Consider the following 21,008-nt stretch of genomic DNA (forward strand, 5'->3'; position numbering starts at 1 on the left):
TCGGGGATTTAGGACCCGTTTTTTCTTATCATGTTCAAACATCATTAGCACATTTTTAAAATGAGAAAAATACGGATCCTTACATCCGGGAAAAAGTGAAACTTCATTCAAGGAGTGCTTTTCTCCTTAATGTTAGTACCGCAAGGGTATGACCTAAAGGCCTTAAACCAATCGGGCATTTAGGTGCTGTTTTCTCTACTTATTCTCTATAACTCTTGAATGGAGATTTTTCTAGCGCTCCTTAATAAGACATAGGAAACATGCCTCTAAAACAGGGGTTGCCGACGTCTAAGCGGTAAAGCCTGCTTTTAGTTGGCCTTCCTTTAGATTCGAGCTTGATGTTAACTTCTAAGAAAAGCCAATTTTGCTACGGCTAGGCTGGAGATTTTTCCATCCAGTCTTTACCTTCTAAATGTCTAGTTACCAGCATGCTGGTAACTGTATCACCAGTAACATTAATCATTGTTGCAGGAGCGTCAACCACTATTCCAATAGCAGAAATGATTGGCAAAGCTTCTAATGGCAAGCCGTACAGTGTAATAATCATCATTTCACCCATAAAACCACCACCCGGAATACCACTCATCACAATCCCAGACAATAAACAAATTCCAATTGCTGTTAAAAAAGTATCGATTCCGGAAAAGTCCATATTAAATACACCGAAGACAAATGCTATTTTTAACATTGCTGAAAGACATGAGCCATCCATATGTATGGTAGCTCCAAGTGGAAGCACTGTTTCCCGAATATCCTTAGGAACTCCTATTTGCTTTGCAGCTTGTAAATTAGCAGGTAATGAGGCCACACTGCTACCAGTTCCAAGTGAAGTTGCAGCTGGGGCAAGTATGTTTTTCCAAAATCGGGCTACCCCTTTTTTACCACCAGCGATAAAAGCATATAAGGTAAAGCCAATGGCAAAATATAAGACGGATACTGGATAATAAATAATTACTGCTTTGGCATAATCACCAATTAACTCTGCACCAAACTCCCCAACTAAAGATGCAAAATAAGCGCCTAATCCAATCGGAGCATAGTACATAACGAGTTGTATAATTTTCATAAACACTTCTGAACCGCTTGTTAGAAATGTGGTAAATGCTCTTCCTTTTTCTCCAGTAAGTCCAGTTGCTACACCGATAAGTACAGAAAAAACGATCAAAGCAAGCATGTTATCGCGTGAAAATAAGTCTACAAAATCCGAAACAGTCAAAGTATTTACTAGTTGTTCAGAAAAACTCATTTTCTCTTGGACCTCATCTGGTTTTATTCGTGGAATATCCACACCAGAACCAGGTTGGAAAATAACGGTAGCAACTAGCATAAATACTGCAGCAATGATTCCGGTACTCACAAACACCGATAGCATGGAACCCATTATCTTTCCCAGCCTTTTCATACTGTCCATATTTGCTATAGCAGAAGAGATTGTAAAGAAAACAAGCGGAATTACAATCATAAATAGCAAGTTAATAAACAGATCCCCTAATGGCTTAATAACTGTAACGTCTTTGCCGAATATAAGTCCAATAATGGACCCGATAATAATTGAAGCAAGTAATATGATCGGAAAGCGATAGGATTTTAATTTATCCTTCATATCTGTTCATTCCTTTTTCGTGTAATAAAATAAGATAACTACTCTAGTCTACACGAAAAACAATGTTAACAAAAGGGAGTTCACCTATTTGACCAGTTATATTTATCATAATCAGGGCTTTTAACGAGAGCTAAGATACCAAACTAAATCGGTTAACAAAAGACTGTGTAAGAATTTCTTTATAAATACGGTTGAACAAGATCAATCGCATGTTGGAGTTTCTTACTGTTTTTTTCATATACATACTTACTTTCCTCGTTTTCAGTGGCTAAAGAAAACAGCTCCAAATCCGCTTGACATTTTTTCAAGTTTGCAAGCAATAACGCTTTTTCTGTTGGTTCAGGGACGGTTATTTTATCATCGTATAAATCAAGGTATAACTGACCATTGTTATCGGCTTGGGCTAGAAATACATTTTCAATACTTACATTTTGTTTATCTAATTCAGTTTCTAACCAGTTTACATTTAACGATAAATTAGCAAGTGATTCTAACATTATCTCTCCATCCATTATAACCGTTTGTGGTTCTTTTTCTGGGGCTACATTTATTCCTAAATCTTTTGCTGTTAATGGTCGATTTTCTTTTTTAGGAAGTACATTTAATTCTCCAGAAGACTCAAGAACAGCAAATTCCACATCTGATGCTAAAAAAACGTTATTCTCTCGCAATGCTGCTAACAAATCATCTGTTGAGTATCCTTCTTTTTTTAGATTATCTTCCATAATTTTACCATCTTGAATAAGTACAGTACTTTTACCTTCTGTAAAATTACGAAATCGTTTACTTTTTAATGACAAAAACTCGGCGATAAAGGGAACAATAAACCAAATGAACATGGAAATTAAGGCATACATGAAATTGGCATTTGGATCAATAGCATGAACAGCAGCAATTCCCCCCAGCACAATACCCGATATATATTCGAAAATGTTTAACTGTGATATTTGTTTTTTACCTAGCCATTTTGTCATAAAAAACAAAATGATTAACATAGAAAACGACCGGATGATTACGTTAATCCAATCTGGCATTGGGAAACCTCCTTTCATAAAAAACTAGTAAAAATGACGGAGCAAATTTCTTCGTTAACTTATTTCTTGGGTTCCTTCATTTTAACTCATACACTGTATACCCAAAACGTAAGCCGTCTCGAATTTTGTCGTACGGGACTAGCTTGTGTCGGCTTACCAACAGTACCGGAAAACATAGAATCGATATTTTGTACGCAGAAAAAGCGTTTTTCTTTCTCAAGAAAAAGGAAAGCTACGTCAGCGATCGTACGCAGAAAAAGTGTACGCTTTTTCAAGGTCAGAGTAGCTTCGACAGTAATATAACACGGTTTTTTAAAGGATAGGGAAAAAAAGCGATACATCAAAGTTTAATGGACGGCATAACCTTAGCCGGCATCCTTTTCATTCCGGTTTGAACTTGCTCAAAACATAGATTTATTTATATTGCGGTTCCTCCTTCGTCAGTTTAATGACTTGTTGTTGTAAATCTTTTTTCACTTCCGCTACAATCTGCTTTGCTTGTTCGAACTTTTTTTGTTGTTCTTCTTCATTGGTTTTTTCTATAAGCAATTGTAAAGTAGCCTCAATACTTTTAACAGAAGAAAAACATCCTTTTACTTGTGCTCCGACTGTCACGTTAATAGCCTCCTAGCCTCTTGATTTAAAAATTAATGCTCCAATTACACCGAAAACAATTGCTGAAGAAATACCAGCACTTGTTACTTCAAACATTCCAGTTACGACACCGACAAGACCATGGATTTCAGCTTCTTTCATAGCACCATGAACTAATGAATTACCAAAGCTTGTAATTGGCACCGTTGCACCTGCACCAGCAAAATCAATTAATGGTTCATATAAACCAAAACCATCTAATATAGCACCTGTTACAACTAAAATAGTTAAGGTTTGTCCAGGATTTAATTTAAAAATATCGAATAAAAGCTGACCGATTACACATATTAATCCGCCAACTAAAAATGCCCAAAAAAAGATCATTATACATCACTTCCTGATTCTATAGCTACTGCATGTGCAATACATGGGATTGGATCGTTTTGCTGTACGCTTAACGGTGAATGCAGTGCACCAGTAGCTACAACTAAAATACGTTTTAGTTCTCCATTTTTCATGCGATTTAACAAGTGGCCATATGTTACTACAGCAGAACAGGCAGAACCACTTGCCCCAGCCAGGACGGGTTGACCTTCTCGATAGATGATTAGTCCACAATCTACATATTGGTCTTCTTGAATATTTAATCCTCTCTCCAATAATAAGTCATACGATACTTCTCGACCGATATGACCTAAATCGCCGGTAACAATTAAGTCATAATAGGATGGCTCAATATTCAAGTCTTTAAAATGATTTTCAATGGTATTGACAGCAGCAGGTGCCATCGCTCCGCCCATATTAAATGGGTCGGTTATTCCCATGTCTACTATCCTGCCAATTGTAGCGGACGTAATCACCGGTCCCTTGCCCTGTTGAGCTATCAAAGAGCAACCTGCACCAGTAACTGTCCATTGTGCAGTTGGTGGTTTTTGCCCCCCATATTCCGTAGGGTAACGGAACTGTCTTTCAGCGGAAGCATTATGACTTGATGTCCCGCTAAGAATATAATTTGCACCTTTATTATTAACGATCATTGCTGATAGGGCGAGGCTTTCCATCGATGTAGCGCAGGCATTAAATAAGCCAAAAAAAGGGATATTCAGTGTTTTTGCTGCAAAATTAGTAGGTGTAATTTGATTAATTAAATCTCCGCTTATAAAGAATTGAACGTTTTCTTTTTCAATTGGACTTTTTTTAAGTGCTATTTGACAAGCTTCTTCCATTAATGTTTGCTGAGCTTTTTCAAAAGATTCTTGTTTTAACCATATATCTTCATGTAGCAAATCAAAATCTTTAGCAATTTTTCCATTAGCTTCAAACGGTCCGCCCACTGTACCTGTAGAAATAATCACCGGTTTATTAGCAAAAACCCATGTTTGATGTCCTCTTAACATTATAGCCCCCCCCAAATAATGAGGATTGTTTTAATAAGCGCTACAACAAATGCTGCGAAGACGCCATATACGATTACGGGTCCAGCCAGCTTTAACATGTTCATACCAACTCCGAGAATAAAACCTTCTGTGCGATGCTCAATTGCTGAAGCGATAACCGCATTTCCAAACCCTGTAACAGGGACAGCGGAACCTGCACCAGCAAATTGGCCAATTCGGTCATATACGCCAAATCCAGTAAGCAGCATGGTGATAAAAATTAAGGTGGCTACTGTCGGATTACCAGCTGTCTGTTCTGTAAAATGGAAAAAATACATATAAAAGGTAGAGATAATTTGACCGATAAAGCAAATAAAACCACCTACAAAAAAAGCTTTAACACAATTTTTAAAAATAGGTCTTTTTACTTCTCTTTGCTGTTGAAATGCTTGATACTCTTGAGCCTCAGGTGGTACATTTTTCTTTTTCTTATCTGCCATTTTATACTCCCTCTTTCATTAAGTATGTTCTTTAGAAAATTCAATGAGTCGTTTAACTTCCTTTTTTAATTCTTTTTTAGTAAGTTTGTTTTCTTGGATTTGTTTTTCTAATTTTTCCAGTTCTAACACAATTTTTTTATCTGTTGATACTTCTATCTTTAAATCGGGAAAAGTTTTTTTCATCTCTTTCTTAAGTTCTTTACGAATATCCGCCAGCTTAAATCGTTTCATATGTTTGATTTCTACGGTTAATAATAAAATCTTATCTGTATTAACAGCATTAATTTTTGTTATTTCGGGGTAATAACTAAGTAAGTCTTTTGCTTTATTCGCTGGTTTTTGACTGACAGGTTGTTCCGTAGAGATTTTTGTTAAATTTATTTTTTCATTTTTTTGGTTTGTTGGGGGTTCTAGTGCGGAATCATTCCCGCAAGCAACTAATGTTACAACTAAAGCAACCATCCCGATCCATTTGCCAATTTGCATTATTTCACCTACTTTAATGGAGTAAAAGGAGGCTGGATGATTGAACCAGCCTCACTTCAACAGTTGTTTTGCTTTAAGGGTTGTTCAAAAAACCGTCAAAAATGATACTTAGAAATTCGTTGGGTTGCTTCCGGCTACTCATGTATTTAAACAGGATACACTCCGTTCGTCAGAACTACGTCACCTTGGATAAAAGGGCGTACGAGTGTCGGTGTTGCCACAGGACAAACGTCGAAGTGATACATGCGATTTTTTCAAGGATGCCTTTTGTTCTTAGCCGACTTTGGTTCTTTTGACTTCTTTTTGAACATGCACTTTAAAAACCTTTATATTGAGGTTCTTCCTGTTCAATTTGCTGTATGCGTGGTTCTATACTTTGTAAGATAGCCATCGTTTGTTGAGCAGCGTTTTCGTATAGTTGCTTTGCTTGTTTATTTTCTGTTTGTAAAGCAAATTGTTCAAAACTGGCTTGAGCACTTTTAAGACCAGCAACTGTTTGCTTTATTTGACTTGATACAGTCATATAGGTTCCTCCTTTTAAACTGTTCATTAGATAGAATGAGTTGTTAACGTACGAAATATACAGACGATGTTTTTCCTATTATCACCAGTTATTACTAACTTTTTGGAAACTAAACAGATAAAGTAGAAAATAAAGAGGGAAAATCTTTGCTTTCAATGAAAAAAGTAGTAAATAATGAAACTTTTTCGCGTGATATTTCGTCTTATATACTAAGTGGGAGTATAGGAGGATAGTTCGTGAAGAGGAAAATAACCTTACTATTTGTCATCATTGGTTTATGTTCTATCTTAATTATGGTTGGAGGAATCGGCTACCGTAATATAACAATAAAAGAAACGACAAAATCGAAGGAGGTAGGAGATTTTATTTTACATATGTACATTGAGAATGCAGATAAGGGTGTTAAGGTATATAGTTCCCTGCAATATATTGGAGAGGGGACAATTAAGTTAAAACATCAGGAGCCGTTAATATCTGTTGTTTCAGGAAATCAACGTCATTTCTTTTCCGGCGAAACAAAAACGAAACAGCTTAATCATGGGAATATTTATCATCCATTTAGTGATGGAAATAAGTTTGAAATATCAAGGAAAACAGCAAATGAACTACACTTTGAAGCCCGTTTTAAAGTAGATGATGAAGAAATTATTATTAAACATTCAGAAAGACTGCAATTTGAATAGCCAGCATTCTTAAAAAGGAGAATACTGGCTGTTTTTTATTGCTCAGGAAGTTATAAAATTGTTCACTGGTGGAAATATTTGTATTGAAATTATCTGTATCCAGATCCTACCTCCCGAGGTTACTTCAAACCTAAAGCGAGACATCCCCCGTTGTAATTCCAGTACTTGTCGAGGCTAATCAAGACGCCTATCCCTTTTTGTTTTTTATTTTTTATTTAAATTTTTGTGGTGTAAAAATGGAGTTACATCCATACGAATAGGATTAGAAAATTTGTGAATGATTTGATTCGACCAATTATCTGTGCGACGATTTTGTTTACGTTTTTCGTAATACTTTTGTAATTGTGCATCAAATTGCTTAATAAATGGAAGTTGTTGTTCAAATGGTTGATATTTATTTTCATGATAAACTACTTCCAATGGCAAACGCGGTTTCTGTTCAGGCTCATGGTTTGGATAACCTACAGCTAGTCCAAATAAAGGTACAACTCGTTCAGGTAGTTGAAGCAATTCACTTACACGATGAATATCATTTCGTAAGCTTCCGAGAAAGCATATTCCTAGCCCTAAATCTTCAGCTGTTATGGCTGCATTTTGGGCAGCAAGTGCCGCATCAACAGTCATTACGATAAATTGTTCCGAGGATGCTAAACTTTCCTGCATAGCAGTTTGTTCTTCCGTAGTTCCTAATTGCTCTGCCCGATGCAGATCACCACAAAAAACAAATAAGTGTCCGTTATTTTGAACATAAGGCTGGCCGGAAATGGCAGTGAGTTGTTCTTTTATCTGTTCATCTGTTACTCCAATGATCGTATAAGCCATTACATAACTAGAAGTAGAAGCCATTTGCGCTGCATTAACGATTGTTTTAATCTGAGCTTCTGTAAGCGGCTGATCTTTAAACTTACGAATAGATCGGTGATTCATAATGGTTTGAATTGCTGAATTTGTCACGTTTTTATTCTCCTCTTTAATATACTCCTCTATATCATAAGAGGTTCTAAATTTTACTGTCAATTGGAATGCTCGAATAAAGAAGAAGTAATATTAAAATGAGGCTTTTTTTGTTACACTAATCTTATAGTAATGTTCAAAAACTCCGGTAAAAATAAAATAGTTAGGGTTAGAAGAAAGATGACGCTGTAAAATCACGGGATTTGTTCGGCAGATGAACGTATTAAATACATAACGAGTTTGAAGATACAGACCAACTGTAGTGATTTTTACAAAACACTGTATTAAAAAGAAGTTTGCTTAAACCCTGTTTCGATAAAGAATTAGAGGGAGGACGGGAGTAATGAAAACCTTTAAACTAAAGTTGTTAAACATAATGGAAGAAAAAGATGGAGAAATTATGCCACATAATATTGAACTATTAGATGGTTTAATTATTAATCGGGAGGATGAAAATAATCGATGGACAATAGAAGCATATTTGAACAAGTCGTACTTGCCTTTTTTTGAAGAACTCTGGAAGCAGAAGCAGGAAATCTTGATTCAAGTAAAAATTACCAAGGAGAGTAATGATACTGCAACATTCATTACCACGATTATAGATATAAATGAGATCGGTGCGCATATAAATGTTTTATTTTTAGGAAATATTGTCGATAAAAGAAAGGCAAGTATTGAAACTCTCTTAACTACATTGATCGACAAGGGATATCAAGGAAAAGAATTGTTGGAGAAATTTAAAGAAATTATGTAACAACTAAATCAAGCCTATAGCACAAAAAGTCTAAGCAGAGAGGTGCCTGATTCGTTTGGATGACAAGGCAAGAAAAACTTTGACAGCGAGACATCGTGGTTTTTCAAGGGCGTCTGAATTTTATCCATGTTCTCTTTATCCCGCATGTAAGGAGCCGTAAAACAACAACTTAGAGAATACGGAGAAGTTTAAATTGTAGAAACGGCACCTAAATGCTCGACACTCCTTGAATGAAGTTTCACTATATCTCGTCAGAAGTTCTCCCGTTTGTCCACCGCTAACCCGAGCGCTTCTTGCTTATGTTCTTCTTATCAGGAAGGGAGGAAGAAAAAGCCCAACTGAATGAAGCTTTGTTTTGTCTATGCCTAAGTTTTGTGTGAGTGTGTATACTTTATAAAAGAACCACTAGTAACTCAGGTCATTTTGGTTAAAAAGCAGTGATCATTTTATTTAAACAGATAAAGGAGCCCCATTAGTGTAAAAGAACTATTATTAAAAAATATGGGCTTTTTCCATTATCCCCTGTTATAATATATCTTAGATTTTTACTAACAGATACTAACTATGATAGTAAATAAGGAGAAAATTATAATGCAATACCAAAAGCCAGTGTTTCGCTGGGGGAAACGCTTATCACCTGTACAGGTTTTATTATTATTTTATTTTTTAGCAGCCTTGTTATCAACAGCAGTTATGTCATTGCCTATTGCATATCAAGATGGGGTGGATATTGCTTTTATTGATATCATTTTTACTGCAGTTAGCGGCTTAAGTGTGACGGGATTAAGTTCTATTAACCTTTCTGAAACATTAAGTACAACTGGAATTATTTTCCTTGCTTGTATACTTCAACTTGGTGCGGTTGGAGTAATGGCTATTAGTACTTTTATCTGGCTATTATTAGGAAAAAAAATAGGCTTAAAAGAACGTAGATTAATTATGGCAGACCAAAACCAATCTACGTTTGGAGGAATGGTTCGATTAATAAAACAAATTGTTTATGTGCTTTTAACGATAGAAGCGATCGGCTTTTTTGTCTTAGGAACCTACTATTTGAAATATTTTGATTCTGCAGGCGAAGCTTATTTACACGGACTCTTCGGTACAATTAGTGCTATATCAAATGGAGGATTCGATATTACCGGCGCATCATTAATTCCATTTAAAGATGACTATTTTGTACAATTTATAAACATGCTGTTAATTATTTTTGGGGCTATTGGTTTCCCGGTATTAATTGAAGTAAAAGAATACATATTTGCAAAATCTGAGCAGCGTAAGTATATCCGATTCAGTCTATTTACGAAAGTGACAACGACCACCTTTATGGTACTCATTGTGGTTGGTGCAATTGGTATGTTTTTACTGGACATAACTAATTTTTTTGCCGATAAATCTTGGCATGAAGTGTTATTTTATTCACTATTTCAGTCCGTAACGACGAGGAGTGGTGGAATATCAACGATGGATGTTAGTCTGCTCTCAGAACCTAATCATTTGTTTATGTCCTTGCTAATGTTTATCGGAGCTTCACCAAGTAGCGCAGGGGGAGGTATTCGGACTACTACGTTTATATTAGTAGTAATATTTATCATAACGTATGCAAGAGGGGGAAGGAGTATTCGGCTGTTTAATCGTGAAGTCTATGATGAAGATTTATTAAAAGCAGTAACTGTAACGTTAATGGCATTAATACTTATATTCACTTCAATCCTAATCATGTCTATTGTTGAACCATTCACTCTAACTGAGATTCTATTTGAGGTAACCTCAGCGTTTGGTACTGTCGGCTTATCATTAGGAATAACGAGCGATTTAACAGTATTTAGTAAAGTAATTCTCATGTTGTTAATGTTTATTGGACGTGTAGGAATTATTACCTTCCTGTTCATTTTTAAAACAAATAAAAAAAGTGGTAACTATCATTACCCAAAGGAAAAATTAATTATTGGCTAAGTTTATCAGTTGGGGGAAAATAGTATGCCTAGACAGAAAAATGATCTACCAATTACTCCGTGTATTCTGGATCATCTAAAAGAAGCGATACTACTAACAGATCAAAACGGTATCATTGTAACCGGCAATCCATCTGCTTATAAATTATTAGATACAGAATGTGCTGTGAATAAGCGAATCGATGAATTTATAGATATGTCGTTTGATGCATTTGAGGAAATACATCAGCTTGTTGAACTGTATAAAAACAAAGGTACGTTTATCGAATTAAAAGGAATCAAGGTTGACGAGACGTATTACTGTTTTTACTTAAAGGGATTACGAATTACCGATAAGGTTCAGGAATTAAAACAATATATGACTAATTTTATAGCTGATTATCTTGAAGGAATTATTATGTATGATGAGAATAGTGGTGCAATTATTGATTGTGACCCAAATTGCACTACTATGTTCCGTTATACGAAGCAGCAATTACAAACGAAAAAGATGACGGATTTATTTGCTAAAGACAGTTTACATGCATTTCATAAGAATCATCATAAACAAGGGTTTATTCATGAGTTAACAGCATTTACCAAAGATGGAGAGCAATTTTATGTGGAGATGCTGCAATATCCATTGTTAAAGGAAACAATGGTTAACGTTTGCTTATTAAAAGATGTGACGGAACAAGTAAGAAATAAAAAGCGAATCGAATATTTAGCTTATTATGATGAGCTAACTGATTTACCTAATCGCAATTACTTTATACGTTTTTTACAACAAGCAATTGAACAAGCTGCCATTATAAAACAGGAGGTGGCTGTATATACATTAGATCTAGATTATTTTAAAGAAGTAAATGATATATTGGGATATTCGGTTGGTGATGAACTAATCCGTTATAGTGCCCTTCGATTGAAGAACTTTTTACAACCTGATACGTTTGTTGCACGTATGGCGGGGGATGAATTTATCATTTTACAATCTGGAATTAATAATAAAAAAGAGATTATATCATTTGCCGAACGGTTAATTCGGATGTTTGAAGATCCGATTAAAATTAATGGGTATGATATTTACACATCTGTAACAATAGGAATCAGCCTATATCCTAAACATGGAGAAGAAGCAGAAGAATTAATAAAATATGCGAATTCAGCTATGTATGATAACAAAAATAAACATCGGAACAACTATAAATTCTTTGAACCTGCCATATCAAAAAAATTTCAATCTACAATCACGCTAGAAAGTGAACTACGTGAAGCGATTAAAAATGAACAGTTAGAACTTCATTACCAACCACAAGTGGATTTTCAAACAAATCGTATCGTCGGGATGGAGGCACTGTTGCGCTGGAAGCACCCAGAAAAAGGATATATCCCCCCAAACGAGTTTATTACGATTGCAGAAAAAACAGGATTGATTATTGAAATTGGTGAATGGGTCATTTATGAAGCTTGTAAACAAAATAAAGCATGGCAGGATGAAGGATTTGAACCTTTTGTTATTAGTGTAAACCTTTCAGCAATACAATTTCATCAAAAGGATTTAATTTCAAGAATAAAGTATATCTTAAATCGTACTGAACTTGATCCAGCATATTTGGAATTAGAGATAACAGAAACAATGGCGATGACTAATGAACAAGCTGCACTACAAATATTGCATAAATTAAGAGATTTAGGGATTCTTGTCTCCATTGATGACTTTGGTACAGGTTACTCATCGTTAAAATTACTCAGCCTTTTTCCGATCTCCAAATTAAAGATTGATAAAATTTTTATGGAGAATAGGCATGAGGAAAATCAATTGATTGTTAAATCAATTATCCATTTATGTCATTTATTAAATATGCGAGTTGTTGCAGAAGGTGTAGAGACGGAGGAACAGTTTGCTTTTTTAAAGGCAGAGCAATGTGATGAATTGCAAGGGTTTTATTTTAGTAAACCATTACCGCCTAATGAGGTTTCACGTCTATTGACAAAACATCATTAATGTAAAAAATATAACAGCTTGTGCGTATTTTGTCGGCACAAGCTGTTAATCGTATTAGTAATAAAATGCAGCACCTACAATGATCAATAAAATAAAAAGTACAACAATTAGCGCAAAGCTACTTCCATAACCGTATCCATATCCATAGCCTCCTGAATGGCAACAGCCTCCACCATATCCGAATCCCATTATTTCACCTCCTAATCTTACAGTTATACAATATGCATTTGTATAGAATTTGTTTGGACGTTTAGCCCAATTCTATTTCAATCATTGATGAAATTTTGTTTTTTAGCATAGAGGCTGATTTACCAGCGTAACATTTTTTCTTAATACTAGCTTGCTTGTGCTAGAGAATTACACTCTTGTTTAATAAGCACAAAAGCTAGAAGCGGTCGTTTAGCGACGTACGAACAGGAGAGTTTCTAACGAGACAAAAGGCAACTCCATTCAAGAAGTACTTTTCTCTTTGAAAAAGAAGAGCGCTTTTTCTTCGTGCGACGCGTCGCTGTCGTAGCTTTTCTTGTCCTTGAAAAAGAAGAGCGCTTTTTCTTCGTGCGACGCGTCGCTGTCGTAGCTTTTCTTGTCCTTGAAAAAGAAGAGCGCTTTTTCTTCGTGCGACGCGTCGCTGTCGTAGCTTTTCTTGTCCTTGAAAAAGAAGAGCGCTTTTTCTTCGTGCGACGCGTCGCTGTCGTAGCTTTTCTTGTCCTTGAAAAAGAAGAACGCTTTTTCTTCGTGCGACGCGTCGCTGTCGTAGCTTTTCTTGTCCTTGAAAAAGAAGAGCGCTTTTTCTTCGTACGATGCGTCGCTGTTGTAGCTTTCCATGTTCTGTCGGTCCAAATGAACCGGGGATTTAGGAGCAGTTTCTCTTATAAAGTTCATAAAATCATAAGCGGACTTTTCAAATGAGAGAAATACGATTCCTTACATTCGGGATAAAGAAAACAAAACATGCCTCTAAAACAGGGGTATGCCGACGCTTGAGCGACAAGCCCGCTTTTTAGTTGACCTTCTTTTAGATTCGAGCCGATATTGACTTATCACAGGAAGAAGGGTGAAGTTTGCTAGAGATAAGCTAGAAGAAACGATTATAAAAATATCTCCATAAGAAACGGGGGATAGGTTCTGATACAATTCAAAAAAGAGGGGAAATCCCCTCAGGTTGGGTTGTTACAATACAGTTAAATGTTGCAATTTACAATTCCTTTGCTGCAATGCTAAAGATTTTTAATTGGTCATTTTCATACTTTGTTATAAACGTATAATTATATATAATTTTACTTGGCTTTTCTTCCTTTTTTGAACGTGTTTCAATGGTTACTTTTATTGTCGTTTTCACTTGATTACTATCTGTGGCCATACTTTTTGGTTTTTCATAGTTTATTTTAATAAAATCAATGTAACGATCTCGAAATTCCGCATATGAGGTCTTTGAAAGCATTTCGCTGCTTAGAAGAGTGTAGGCATTAACATAATCTCTTAGCTCAATACTACCGAGAAAGTAGGAGATTAAATATTCTGCATCTTGCTTTAGCTCTTTCGGGTCTTTGGTGCTAATAATATCTGAAGTACTGGCAAAATCCAATTCATCTGTTTGTGCTTTATTAGACCATGTTTCAATTTTTTTAATTACATCCTTAATTGGAATACTAAATCCAAGTGTTCCATCCTTGGTTCCAACTGAATTTACACCTATAACATTACCGCTGTTTCGATCAATTAAAGGTCCACCACTATTTCCTTCAGCAATTTGGGCAGAGATTTGAAAAGCATTATTATAGTTAAAGCCATCAACAGTAAAATCACGCTCTTTACCAGAAATAATTCCCAAGGTTACCGTGTTTTGAAAACCATGCGGACTTCCCAGCGCAATTACCTCATCTCCTACTTCTGGTGTTTTTTCTTTTTCTACTGTTAGAAATTCTCCTGCAAGTTGAGGCACACGGATAACAGCAATATCTGTTTCCTCGCCAATACCTACAATTGCTGCTGGGTAAACTTTTGCATCAGCAGTTCTAACATAAATGACATCCGAACCTTTAATTACATGTGCATTGGTAATAATGTCGCCTTTTTTGTTATACAGAAACCCGGAGCCTGTCGTTGTACTGTCTTTCGTTTGCCCTTCGATTTGTATCACATTCTTTTCGGCCTCATGAATAATTGATTTTAAATCAAGTTCCTTTGTATTTGTAACTTTATTAACAACAGGATTACTAATTACAATATTTTCGTGTTTCGATTGTTGAAACAAATAAATAATTACAGTAAAACCAATCATAAGAATAGCAGCTGATAGAATGATGGCAGCATATTTATTTTTGTTCATGTGATGTTCACCTCATTGGTAATAGCTCTATTACTCCGTATACCATGTTATTGCCTTAACTTCAGCTTTTAGATTTATATACTTTTCATCCAGGTCATAGTGGGTGAATTCAAATTTCCCCTCTTCATTGGGATATAATTCATCCGGATAGATATAGACCTCATTTGTTAATATCTCTTTCCCCTTTTTAGTTAAAATAGCATATTTCACCACTATCGAGTTAATTGGGATCGTGACTTTATTTTGCACCTGACCTTTAACAACTAGATTTCCTTGATCGTCACTAGTAAGGTCGATGCTTTTTAAGGTTATTGCATTAGATTTATTCGTTTGTTGCTCTTGACTTGCAGTAGACATAGCTTGTTCGATTCTATTTTGCTGTGCTGTTTCAAAGGCTACCTTTTCTTTATCAATTGTAGTTTGTAAGCTTAACAGTTTTTCTGACTCTGGTGCATATTTCAATCCATCTTTCACAATCAATTGGGCATCGTTAAATTGTTTGTTATTTAGCTGTTCACTTGCCTTAGTAAATACGAAACTAATAATTTGGTTTCGGATATTGTTTGTAATTGTTGTTGCTTCACCAGTTTCGATGGATACTGCTTCCCATAATAATAGCTTCAGTTTATCAATATTAGGCTCTTTTTCTAATTCATATTTAATTTGATTTAGTTTAATGGTATCGCGTTTTTTTGTAATTAATTCAATAATATGATTTACAGCTTCGCCATTAAAATCTTTTAGTTTCTGTTCGGATTTGTTAAGCATCGTTAATGCTTGTTGAAACTGTTTCTTTTCCATGAGTGTTGTTGCTTCTTTTATTACGGCTTGAATAGATAATGCAGTATCCATAAAATCCAAGGAGTTTTGCGCTTGATAGAAATTATTTTTATGATCCAATGCTTCTTGAAATAAAGCTTTAGCTGTTTGATAATCTTGTTTCAAGACCTTTTCTTCACCTTCAATGTATAGATCCTTGGCTTTTGCGGTATTGATCTCCAGTATGATATACGTAGAAAGGAAGGAAAGCAAAACGACAGCACTCGATATTAATGGTAATTTCCAACGTTTTATCCATGGAGTTTTATTATTAATTCGATTATATCGATCTTCAGGAAGATATTTGCCACATTTTATACAATAGTGCTCATCCTCTTTTGTTTGCGTCCCACAATAAGGACAATAGAGCATAGTAATCACCTGCTTGATAAAATTTCAGTATATGTACACATATGTTCAAAAGGATAACGTCATCCATAATGGAAAATAATATATAGTTAAGTACAGTTAGTCAATCATTGACTCAATTAGAGAAAAACATGTTAAACTTCTAACAAAGAAAGTTTCAATTTATTTTATCATACTTTAGCTTTTCTCGACGATCAGAAATTGGTATGATATATAAAGAAATACTTATTATAAAAGTATCAAATGATTGGTTTGTTTAGAGGGGGTGCAGTTTATGTGGGAGATAGCATTTGGGGTACTTTGTTTTGGGATTATTTTGTTAAATATTGGCTATTGTATTTTTGATAGAGAAAAATAGACGAGTAAATCCAAACAAGGTCAGACTTTGTCTGACCTTGTTTGGATTCCCGTAGTTTCGGATATGTTCATGCAAGGTGTAAAGTGAGGAATGAAATTTACTTTATCTAGTCAGTGTCCATTGGTCGAATGGAAAAATAACAAATTCCGAACGTCCAATAATTTCATTTTCTTCAATAAATCCCAGTCCATTACGGCTGTCTTTGCTAATTGCACGATTATCTCCCATTACAAAATAGCTTCCTTCTGGTATTTTTTGCGGGCCAAAATTACCTGTTTGTCGTTGGGCATCCTCATCGAGAAATGTTTGTTCATATTGCTCCCCATTTATATATAAATTACCACTATTGATCTCAATGGTTTCTCCGGGTAGTCCAATTACTCGTTTCACATAATTTTTATATGGCTTTTCAATAATAACAATGTCTCCGCGCTCTGGCTCATCAATGATATAAATGATCTTATTAAAGATAACCCTTTCTCCGTTTTGAAGCGTAGGATCCATACTTTCACCTTCAACTATGGAAGTTGCAAAGATGAACGTCTTTAAAAAGAAAGCAATCAAGATAGCAATAATTAATGCTTTTACCCATTCCAACCATTCATTTTTCTTTTTTGATTCTGACACCGAAGACATCCTTTCCAAATAACATTTCATTATTATAGTAGCACACAGCAAGAAACTAATCGAGCCTTAAAACCTATAGGAACGCAAGTGGCCAATAATAAAAAAGCTTGTCAGTTTCTGTCACGCTGTGCTACATTAATCTAAAGTAACAGTATTTTGTTTGTTTTATACTACACAGAATTGTCAGTCCCTGTACCATTGTAGCTACAAACAATATTGTAATGTAGTTGATTGCATATGAAAAAGTGATCATGTCCAGCAATTCTGGACGTATGGTTTCGATATGGGCTAATGGCACTAATCGAATTCATAATTATTTATACCTATATACCTGTAATAATTTGCGTAAGGGGACTCCAGCCCAACCATGCATAAGGAGGTATACTTTCAATTAAAATGACTACAACAGACAATCTTCTAAAACGTATTGAATTTCTACGCAATAAAATGACGATGGTCGCTTTGGAAAAAGGATTTACAAATTTAGAGTCCATTAAAATTAGTCAAGAATTGGACAGACTTTTAAATTTATATGAAAATATAAAGCAGCATGAAACAAAGAAATGAAATTTTTAATGCTGTTTGTTTCATTTAGTTTAGTAAATGATTTTGTAAATATTCTTCTAAGCGATCAAGACCCAATGCTAATGTGGCTTGATCATAAGCGTAGGATAATCGCATATATCCTTCTCCCAAACTTGAAAAACTATCTCCTGGTACTAATGCAACCCTGTTTTTTCGAACGAGATCCAATCCGAGTTGGAATGAAGTCTGTTCTTTTAAAGGAAAGCGAGGGAACATATAAAAGGCTCCTTCGGGTTTGAGACAAGCTAGCCCCATTGCTTGTAACCGTTGAAGGACAAAATCTCTACGCTTCTGATAAGCTTCTCGCATTAACTTTGTATCTTCTAGGCCGTTTGTTAGTGCTTCTAAAGCAGCATATTGGCTAATTGATGTTGCACAGGATACATTATATTGATGTACTTTAAGCATTTGTTTAGATAGCCATTGAGGGGCTAAAGCATAGCCAATTCGAAAACCAGTCATGGAATGAGATTTTGATACACCATTAATAACAATAGTTTTGTCCTTCATATCAGGAAAGCTAGCGATAGAAGTGTGAGCTTGTTCATATACAAGCTGGCTATAAATTTCATCAGCTAATATAAAGATAGATTTACCTTTTAATACATCAACTAGTGTGGCTAATTCCTCTTTGGTAAATGACATTCCGGTTGGATTAGATGGATATGGAAGCACCAGACACTTTGTTTTGGGTGTAATATATTGGAGAAGTGTCTCCTTTGTCAGCTTTAAATTTGTTTTGGTCGTATCTATATGTACAGGTTTAGCTCCTGCTAACCGTATTAATGGTTCATATCCCGGGTAGATTGGAGCGGGGAGTAACACTTCATCACCAGGATTTAATATAGTGCGAAACGTTATATCAATAGCCTGTGAAGCACCTGTAGTTACGATTACTTCGTTTTCTGGATGATAAGATACATGATAGCTTTTTTCATAGAAGCGAGAAATAGCTTTTCGTAAGTTGAGTAGACCGGCATTATGCGTATAGGTTGTTTTATTGTCATAGATTGCTTGAACAGCTGCCTCTTTTATATGTTCAGGAGTATGAAAGTCTGGTTGTCCAATTGTTAAAGACACAACGTCCTCTTCATCAGCCACCAAATTAAAAAATTTACGAATCCCAGAAATTTCAACTGATAATATATGTTTATTCAATAAGTGTTGCATAAAATGACCTCCAATTATTAATTGATAAAATTGTTGAAAAATATTTAAAAATTCGTGATATATCATATACAAATATACGGTATACTTAAGATACAAGTATAAAAGGAGTGTATCATATGCGGCCTAAAACGTTAAGTTTTGAGCAACTAGTAAAGCAAAATAAACAAGAATTGCTAGAAGATGGAAACAGTATTTCAAGAATTGAAAGAAAATTGGAAAATAGGAAAATGGGACTTGTAAAAAGAAACAGGCAAAAAAAGAAGTCGACATCTAATAATGAAAGTTAAGTTCAATCATGTAGTGATGATTGTACATGACAACAGTAAGGGTAGTATGTCCTTGACATCATCTGAAAATTTGGACAGGAACAACAGGAGTGTAAAAAAATTGGGACTCCTGTTGTTTGCGTTAGTCGGAATCATTTCGGTAAGTAACCCGATGCTGTTGAGTGCAATAAATTAATTGAAACAAACTATAGCATTTTTTAAGCAGATTGCTGTATATGAACCTTGTTCGAAGAGGAGCGTTGAATAAATAAAACAGCAGCTAAAATACAGGACATACCAATAAATTGCAGTATAGTAAAGTTCTCTTGAAACAGGAAAATACCAATCAATGTGGCGACAACCGGCTCAATGGTTGTTAGAATCGATGCCTTAGATGCTTCTGTTTGATTTAAGCCATATGTATAAATAATATAAGCGAAAGCAGTTGGTAAAAATCCAAGTCCAAGGGCATAAAATAATACAAAAGGATTAATTAGTAGCGCTCCTTTTTCTGCATACGGGAAAAATGGAGACAAAGCAATTGCTGCCGTAATAAAAGTAAATGTTGTAATGCTAAGTGTTGAATACGTTTCTAATGCGAGTTTACTAAAAATACTATAGAGAGAGTAACCTAAGCCTGCCCCTAAACCAAATAATATTGCTTTTGCAGAGACAAAACCGATATTTAACGGGAAGATCCCGACAACTAAGCATATACCAACAAACGTTAGTAACAGTGAAATAAGTTTACTTTTTGTCAATGGCTCCTTAAATAAAAGAAAAGAAAGAATCGTTACAAATGCCGGAGCAGTATATAATAATGCAGTAGCTACTGGAATAGTACTAAGCTGCATGGCAGTAAATAAACAGAAATTAAAAAAAATAATACTAAAAATGCCTGTTCCGATAAAGTAACGGATATCTTTAAACGCATGAAGCTTTATTTCTTGCCGAGCAAAAATAACTAAATAAGCCAGCAATAAAAAAGCAGCCGTCCATGCTCGTAAAATAACGACTTCCATTGGTGTAAAACCAAATTCATAGAGGTGTCTTACATACCAACTGATCGTTCCCCAGAATGAAGCTCCTAGTATTATAAATAGATATGCTTTCTTCAATAAGTGTCCCCCCTTTCTCATTTATACTACTCCGTTCTCTTTAACTTTCTGGCATATCCGTACCTTCATAGGGATTTCTAGTATTTACTTAGATTTCCTAATGAACATCAGATTAAAAAATTTTTGTTGATTAGGAAATTATATCCGTTTTGCATGGTGAATATTTTTTGAAAATAGCTTCGTCGTCCTGTTTGTGCTTATGCTGTACCAAACTTCGATCTCTTTCCTATAATAAATCCAACATCAGCTCGAATTTAAAGGAATGCCAACTAAAACGGGTATGCCGCTTAGGCGTCGGCATACCCCTGTTTTAGAGGTATATTTTCTTTATCCTTCATGATCCCTCATGAAAGGTGCCGTAAGACTTTCCATTCAAAGAGGAAACGGCACATAAATGTCCGATTCGTTCGGGTTGACAGGACAAGAAAAGCTACTTGAATAGACACCGCACATAGAAAAAGCGTCCTTCTTTTTCAAGGACAAGAAAAGCTACTTGAATAGACACCGCACGTAGAAAAAGCGTCCTTCTTTTTCAAGGACAAGAAAAGCTACTTGAATAGACACCGCACATAGAAAAAGCGTCCTTCTTTTTCAAGGACAAGAAAAGCTACTTGAATAGACACCGCACGCAGAAAAAGCGTCCTTCTTTTTCAAGGACAAGAAAAGCTACTTGAATAGACACCACACGCAGAAAAAGCAATTTTCTTTTTCAAGTACAGAGAAGCTTCGACAGCCATACATCGCGGTTTTTCAAGGACAAGAAAAGCTTCGGCAGCGGATGCTACCACACGCAGAAAAAGTGTTCTTCTTTTTCAAGGAGAAAAGAGCTCCTTGAATGAAGGATCACTATCAGAATTATCTGCCGTTGATACGACGTAACCGAGCGTTTCTAGCTTTGGTTCTTTTTCTCTATTGGAGAGG

22 protein-coding genes are annotated in these 21,008 nt (G+C 35.3%); 6 read left to right on the plus strand and 16 right to left on the minus strand.

All coding sequences use genetic code 11. From position 1 onward, the window contains the following. Positions 1-373: 373 nt before the first annotated feature. From KQI21_RS06465 to KQI21_RS06500, 8 genes are all read right to left on the minus strand, one after another. Entirely contained in the window at positions 374-1,603 is a 1,230-nt protein-coding gene (locus KQI21_RS06465; RefSeq protein WP_216483333.1) for a dicarboxylate/amino acid:cation symporter, read from the minus strand. Positions 1,604-1,782: 179 nt separating this feature from the next. After that, positions 1,783-2,637, minus strand: coding sequence for a DUF421 domain-containing protein (locus KQI21_RS06470; RefSeq protein ID WP_216483335.1), 855 nt, complete (start codon positions 2,635-2,637; stop codon positions 1,783-1,785). Between the two features lie 414 nt (positions 2,638-3,051). After that, positions 3,052-3,252: a DUF1657 domain-containing protein gene (locus KQI21_RS06475; protein WP_216483337.1), complete on the minus strand. Its 201-nt coding sequence runs from the start codon at positions 3,250-3,252 to the stop codon at positions 3,052-3,054. Between the two features lie 12 nt (positions 3,253-3,264). Further along, complete coding sequence (spoVAE, locus tag KQI21_RS06480) at positions 3,265-3,615, minus strand: stage V sporulation protein AE (RefSeq protein ID WP_216483338.1); 351 nt, start codon at positions 3,613-3,615, stop codon at positions 3,265-3,267. Beyond that, positions 3,615-4,628 carry a stage V sporulation protein AD gene (gene spoVAD / locus KQI21_RS06485; RefSeq protein WP_216483339.1) on the minus strand — a complete coding sequence of 338 codons (1,014 nt, stop codon included), beginning with the start codon at positions 4,626-4,628 and terminating at the stop codon, positions 3,615-3,617. The genes spoVAE and spoVAD overlap by 1 nt, the downstream gene beginning before the upstream one ends. Next, entirely contained in the window at positions 4,628-5,107 is a 480-nt protein-coding gene (gene spoVAC, locus KQI21_RS06490; RefSeq protein WP_216483340.1) for a stage V sporulation protein AC, read from the minus strand. The genes spoVAD and spoVAC overlap by 1 nt, the downstream gene beginning before the upstream one ends. Positions 5,108-5,125: 18 nt before the next feature. Next, positions 5,126-5,593, minus strand: coding sequence for a YhcN/YlaJ family sporulation lipoprotein (locus tag KQI21_RS06495; RefSeq protein ID WP_216483341.1), 468 nt, complete (start codon positions 5,591-5,593; stop codon positions 5,126-5,128). A gap of 316 nt (positions 5,594-5,909) precedes the next feature. Beyond that, the gene (locus KQI21_RS06500; RefSeq protein ID WP_077320253.1) at positions 5,910-6,116 is read right to left on the minus strand and encodes a DUF1657 domain-containing protein; all 207 of its coding nucleotides are present in this window, start codon (positions 6,114-6,116) and stop codon (positions 5,910-5,912) included. Between the two features lie 236 nt (positions 6,117-6,352). Here KQI21_RS06500 and KQI21_RS06505 point away from each other — a divergent pair, with 236 nt between their 5' ends. Then, the gene (locus KQI21_RS06505; protein WP_216483342.1) at positions 6,353-6,799 is read left to right on the plus strand and encodes a hypothetical protein; all 447 of its coding nucleotides are present in this window, start codon (positions 6,353-6,355) and stop codon (positions 6,797-6,799) included. 204 nt (positions 6,800-7,003) lie between these two features. Here KQI21_RS06505 and nfsA read toward each other — a convergent pair whose 3' ends face one another. Beyond that, positions 7,004-7,753 carry an oxygen-insensitive NADPH nitroreductase gene (gene nfsA, locus KQI21_RS06510; RefSeq protein ID WP_216483343.1) on the minus strand — a complete coding sequence of 250 codons (750 nt, stop codon included), beginning with the start codon at positions 7,751-7,753 and terminating at the stop codon, positions 7,004-7,006. Between the two features lie 343 nt (positions 7,754-8,096). Between nfsA and KQI21_RS06515 the strand changes: the two genes are divergently transcribed. From KQI21_RS06515 to KQI21_RS06525, 3 genes are all read left to right on the plus strand, one after another. Continuing rightward, complete coding sequence (locus tag KQI21_RS06515; protein ID WP_216483345.1) at positions 8,097-8,507, plus strand: YwpF family protein; 411 nt, start codon at positions 8,097-8,099, stop codon at positions 8,505-8,507. Between the two features lie 591 nt (positions 8,508-9,098). After that, entirely contained in the window at positions 9,099-10,463 is a 1,365-nt protein-coding gene (locus KQI21_RS06520) for a TrkH family potassium uptake protein (RefSeq protein ID WP_216483347.1), read from the plus strand. A 24-nt stretch (positions 10,464-10,487) separates the two neighbouring features. After that, the gene (locus KQI21_RS06525) at positions 10,488-12,446 is read left to right on the plus strand and encodes a GGDEF and EAL domain-containing protein (RefSeq protein WP_216483348.1); all 1,959 of its coding nucleotides are present in this window, start codon (positions 10,488-10,490) and stop codon (positions 12,444-12,446) included. Between the two features lie 54 nt (positions 12,447-12,500). Here KQI21_RS06525 and KQI21_RS06530 read toward each other — a convergent pair whose 3' ends face one another. From KQI21_RS06530 to lepB, 5 genes are all read right to left on the minus strand, one after another. Further along, positions 12,501-12,638 (minus strand): YjcZ family sporulation protein, encoded by a 138-nt coding sequence (locus KQI21_RS06530; protein WP_309245516.1) that lies wholly within the window; start codon positions 12,636-12,638, stop codon positions 12,501-12,503. Between the two features lie 258 nt (positions 12,639-12,896). Continuing rightward, entirely contained in the window at positions 12,897-13,271 is a 375-nt protein-coding gene (locus KQI21_RS06535; protein WP_216483350.1) for a 6-fold beta flower protein, read from the minus strand. A gap of 370 nt (positions 13,272-13,641) precedes the next feature. Beyond that, positions 13,642-14,775, minus strand: a complete 1,134-nt coding sequence (locus tag KQI21_RS06540; RefSeq protein ID WP_216483351.1) for a S1C family serine protease — start codon at positions 14,773-14,775, stop codon at positions 13,642-13,644. A gap of 30 nt (positions 14,776-14,805) precedes the next feature. Continuing rightward, positions 14,806-15,966, minus strand: a complete 1,161-nt coding sequence (locus tag KQI21_RS06545; protein ID WP_216483352.1) for a zinc ribbon domain-containing protein — start codon at positions 15,964-15,966, stop codon at positions 14,806-14,808. Positions 15,967-16,423: 457 nt separating this feature from the next. Further along, on the minus strand, positions 16,424-16,948 hold the full coding sequence (gene lepB / locus KQI21_RS06550; RefSeq protein ID WP_216483354.1) for a signal peptidase I: 525 nt from the start codon (positions 16,946-16,948) through the stop codon (positions 16,424-16,426). Between the two features lie 396 nt (positions 16,949-17,344). Between lepB and KQI21_RS06555 the strand changes: the two genes are divergently transcribed. Then, positions 17,345-17,515: an aspartyl-phosphate phosphatase Spo0E family protein gene (locus tag KQI21_RS06555; protein ID WP_077320262.1), complete on the plus strand. Its 171-nt coding sequence runs from the start codon at positions 17,345-17,347 to the stop codon at positions 17,513-17,515. Positions 17,516-17,539: 24 nt separating this feature from the next. Here the strand turns inward: KQI21_RS06555 and KQI21_RS06560 are convergent, their stop codons facing one another. After that, positions 17,540-18,703 (minus strand): aminotransferase A, encoded by a 1,164-nt coding sequence (locus KQI21_RS06560; RefSeq protein WP_216483355.1) that lies wholly within the window; start codon positions 18,701-18,703, stop codon positions 17,540-17,542. Positions 18,704-18,819: 116 nt separating this feature from the next. Here KQI21_RS06560 and KQI21_RS06565 point away from each other — a divergent pair, with 116 nt between their 5' ends. Next, the gene (locus KQI21_RS06565; protein ID WP_216483357.1) at positions 18,820-18,990 is read left to right on the plus strand and encodes an FbpB family small basic protein; all 171 of its coding nucleotides are present in this window, start codon (positions 18,820-18,822) and stop codon (positions 18,988-18,990) included. Positions 18,991-19,187: 197 nt separating this feature from the next. On the opposite strand, the gene KQI21_RS06570 is transcribed toward KQI21_RS06565, so the two are convergent. Next, positions 19,188-20,087 (minus strand): DMT family transporter, encoded by a 900-nt coding sequence (locus KQI21_RS06570; protein WP_216483359.1) that lies wholly within the window; start codon positions 20,085-20,087, stop codon positions 19,188-19,190. Positions 20,088-21,008 lie beyond the last annotated feature (921 nt).

Origin of the sequence: Virgibacillus proomii (assembly GCF_018916875.1) — a bacterium.
Lineage (GTDB): Bacteria > Bacillota > Bacilli > Bacillales > Amphibacillaceae > Virgibacillus > Virgibacillus proomii_B.

Bases quoted from the DNA above. Each gene is read 5' to 3' on its own strand.
- KQI21_RS06520 (WP_216483347.1), top strand. From the start codon at position 9,099: ATGCAATACCAAAAGCCAGTGTTTCGCTGGGGGAAACGCTTATCACCT.
- KQI21_RS06560 (WP_216483355.1), bottom strand. From the start codon at position 18,703: ATGCAACACTTATTGAATAAACATATATTATCAGTTGAAATTTCTGGG.
- spoVAE (WP_216483338.1), bottom strand. From the start codon at position 3,615: ATGATCTTTTTTTGGGCATTTTTAGTTGGCGGATTAATATGTGTAATC.
- KQI21_RS06495 (WP_216483341.1), bottom strand. From the start codon at position 5,593: ATGCAAATTGGCAAATGGATCGGGATGGTTGCTTTAGTTGTAACATTA.
- KQI21_RS06515 (WP_216483345.1), top strand. From the start codon at position 8,097: ATGAAAACCTTTAAACTAAAGTTGTTAAACATAATGGAAGAAAAAGAT.
- KQI21_RS06565 (WP_216483357.1), top strand. From the start codon at position 18,820: ATGCGGCCTAAAACGTTAAGTTTTGAGCAACTAGTAAAGCAAAATAAA.
- KQI21_RS06555 (WP_077320262.1), top strand. From the start codon at position 17,345: ATGACTACAACAGACAATCTTCTAAAACGTATTGAATTTCTACGCAAT.
- spoVAD (WP_216483339.1), bottom strand. From the start codon at position 4,628: ATGTTAAGAGGACATCAAACATGGGTTTTTGCTAATAAACCGGTGATT.
- KQI21_RS06470 (WP_216483335.1), bottom strand. From the start codon at position 2,637: ATGCCAGATTGGATTAACGTAATCATCCGGTCGTTTTCTATGTTAATC.
- spoVAC (WP_216483340.1), bottom strand. From the start codon at position 5,107: ATGGCAGATAAGAAAAAGAAAAATGTACCACCTGAGGCTCAAGAGTAT.
- KQI21_RS06535 (WP_216483350.1), bottom strand. From the start codon at position 13,271: ATGGAAAGCTACAACAGCGACGCATCGTACGAAGAAAAAGCGCTCTTC.
- KQI21_RS06540 (WP_216483351.1), bottom strand. From the start codon at position 14,775: ATGAACAAAAATAAATATGCTGCCATCATTCTATCAGCTGCTATTCTT.
- KQI21_RS06465 (WP_216483333.1), bottom strand. From the start codon at position 1,603: ATGAAGGATAAATTAAAATCCTATCGCTTTCCGATCATATTACTTGCT.
- KQI21_RS06545 (WP_216483352.1), bottom strand. From the start codon at position 15,966: ATGCTCTATTGTCCTTATTGTGGGACGCAAACAAAAGAGGATGAGCAC.
- KQI21_RS06525 (WP_216483348.1), top strand. From the start codon at position 10,488: ATGCCTAGACAGAAAAATGATCTACCAATTACTCCGTGTATTCTGGAT.
- KQI21_RS06500 (WP_077320253.1), bottom strand. From the start codon at position 6,116: ATGACTGTATCAAGTCAAATAAAGCAAACAGTTGCTGGTCTTAAAAGT.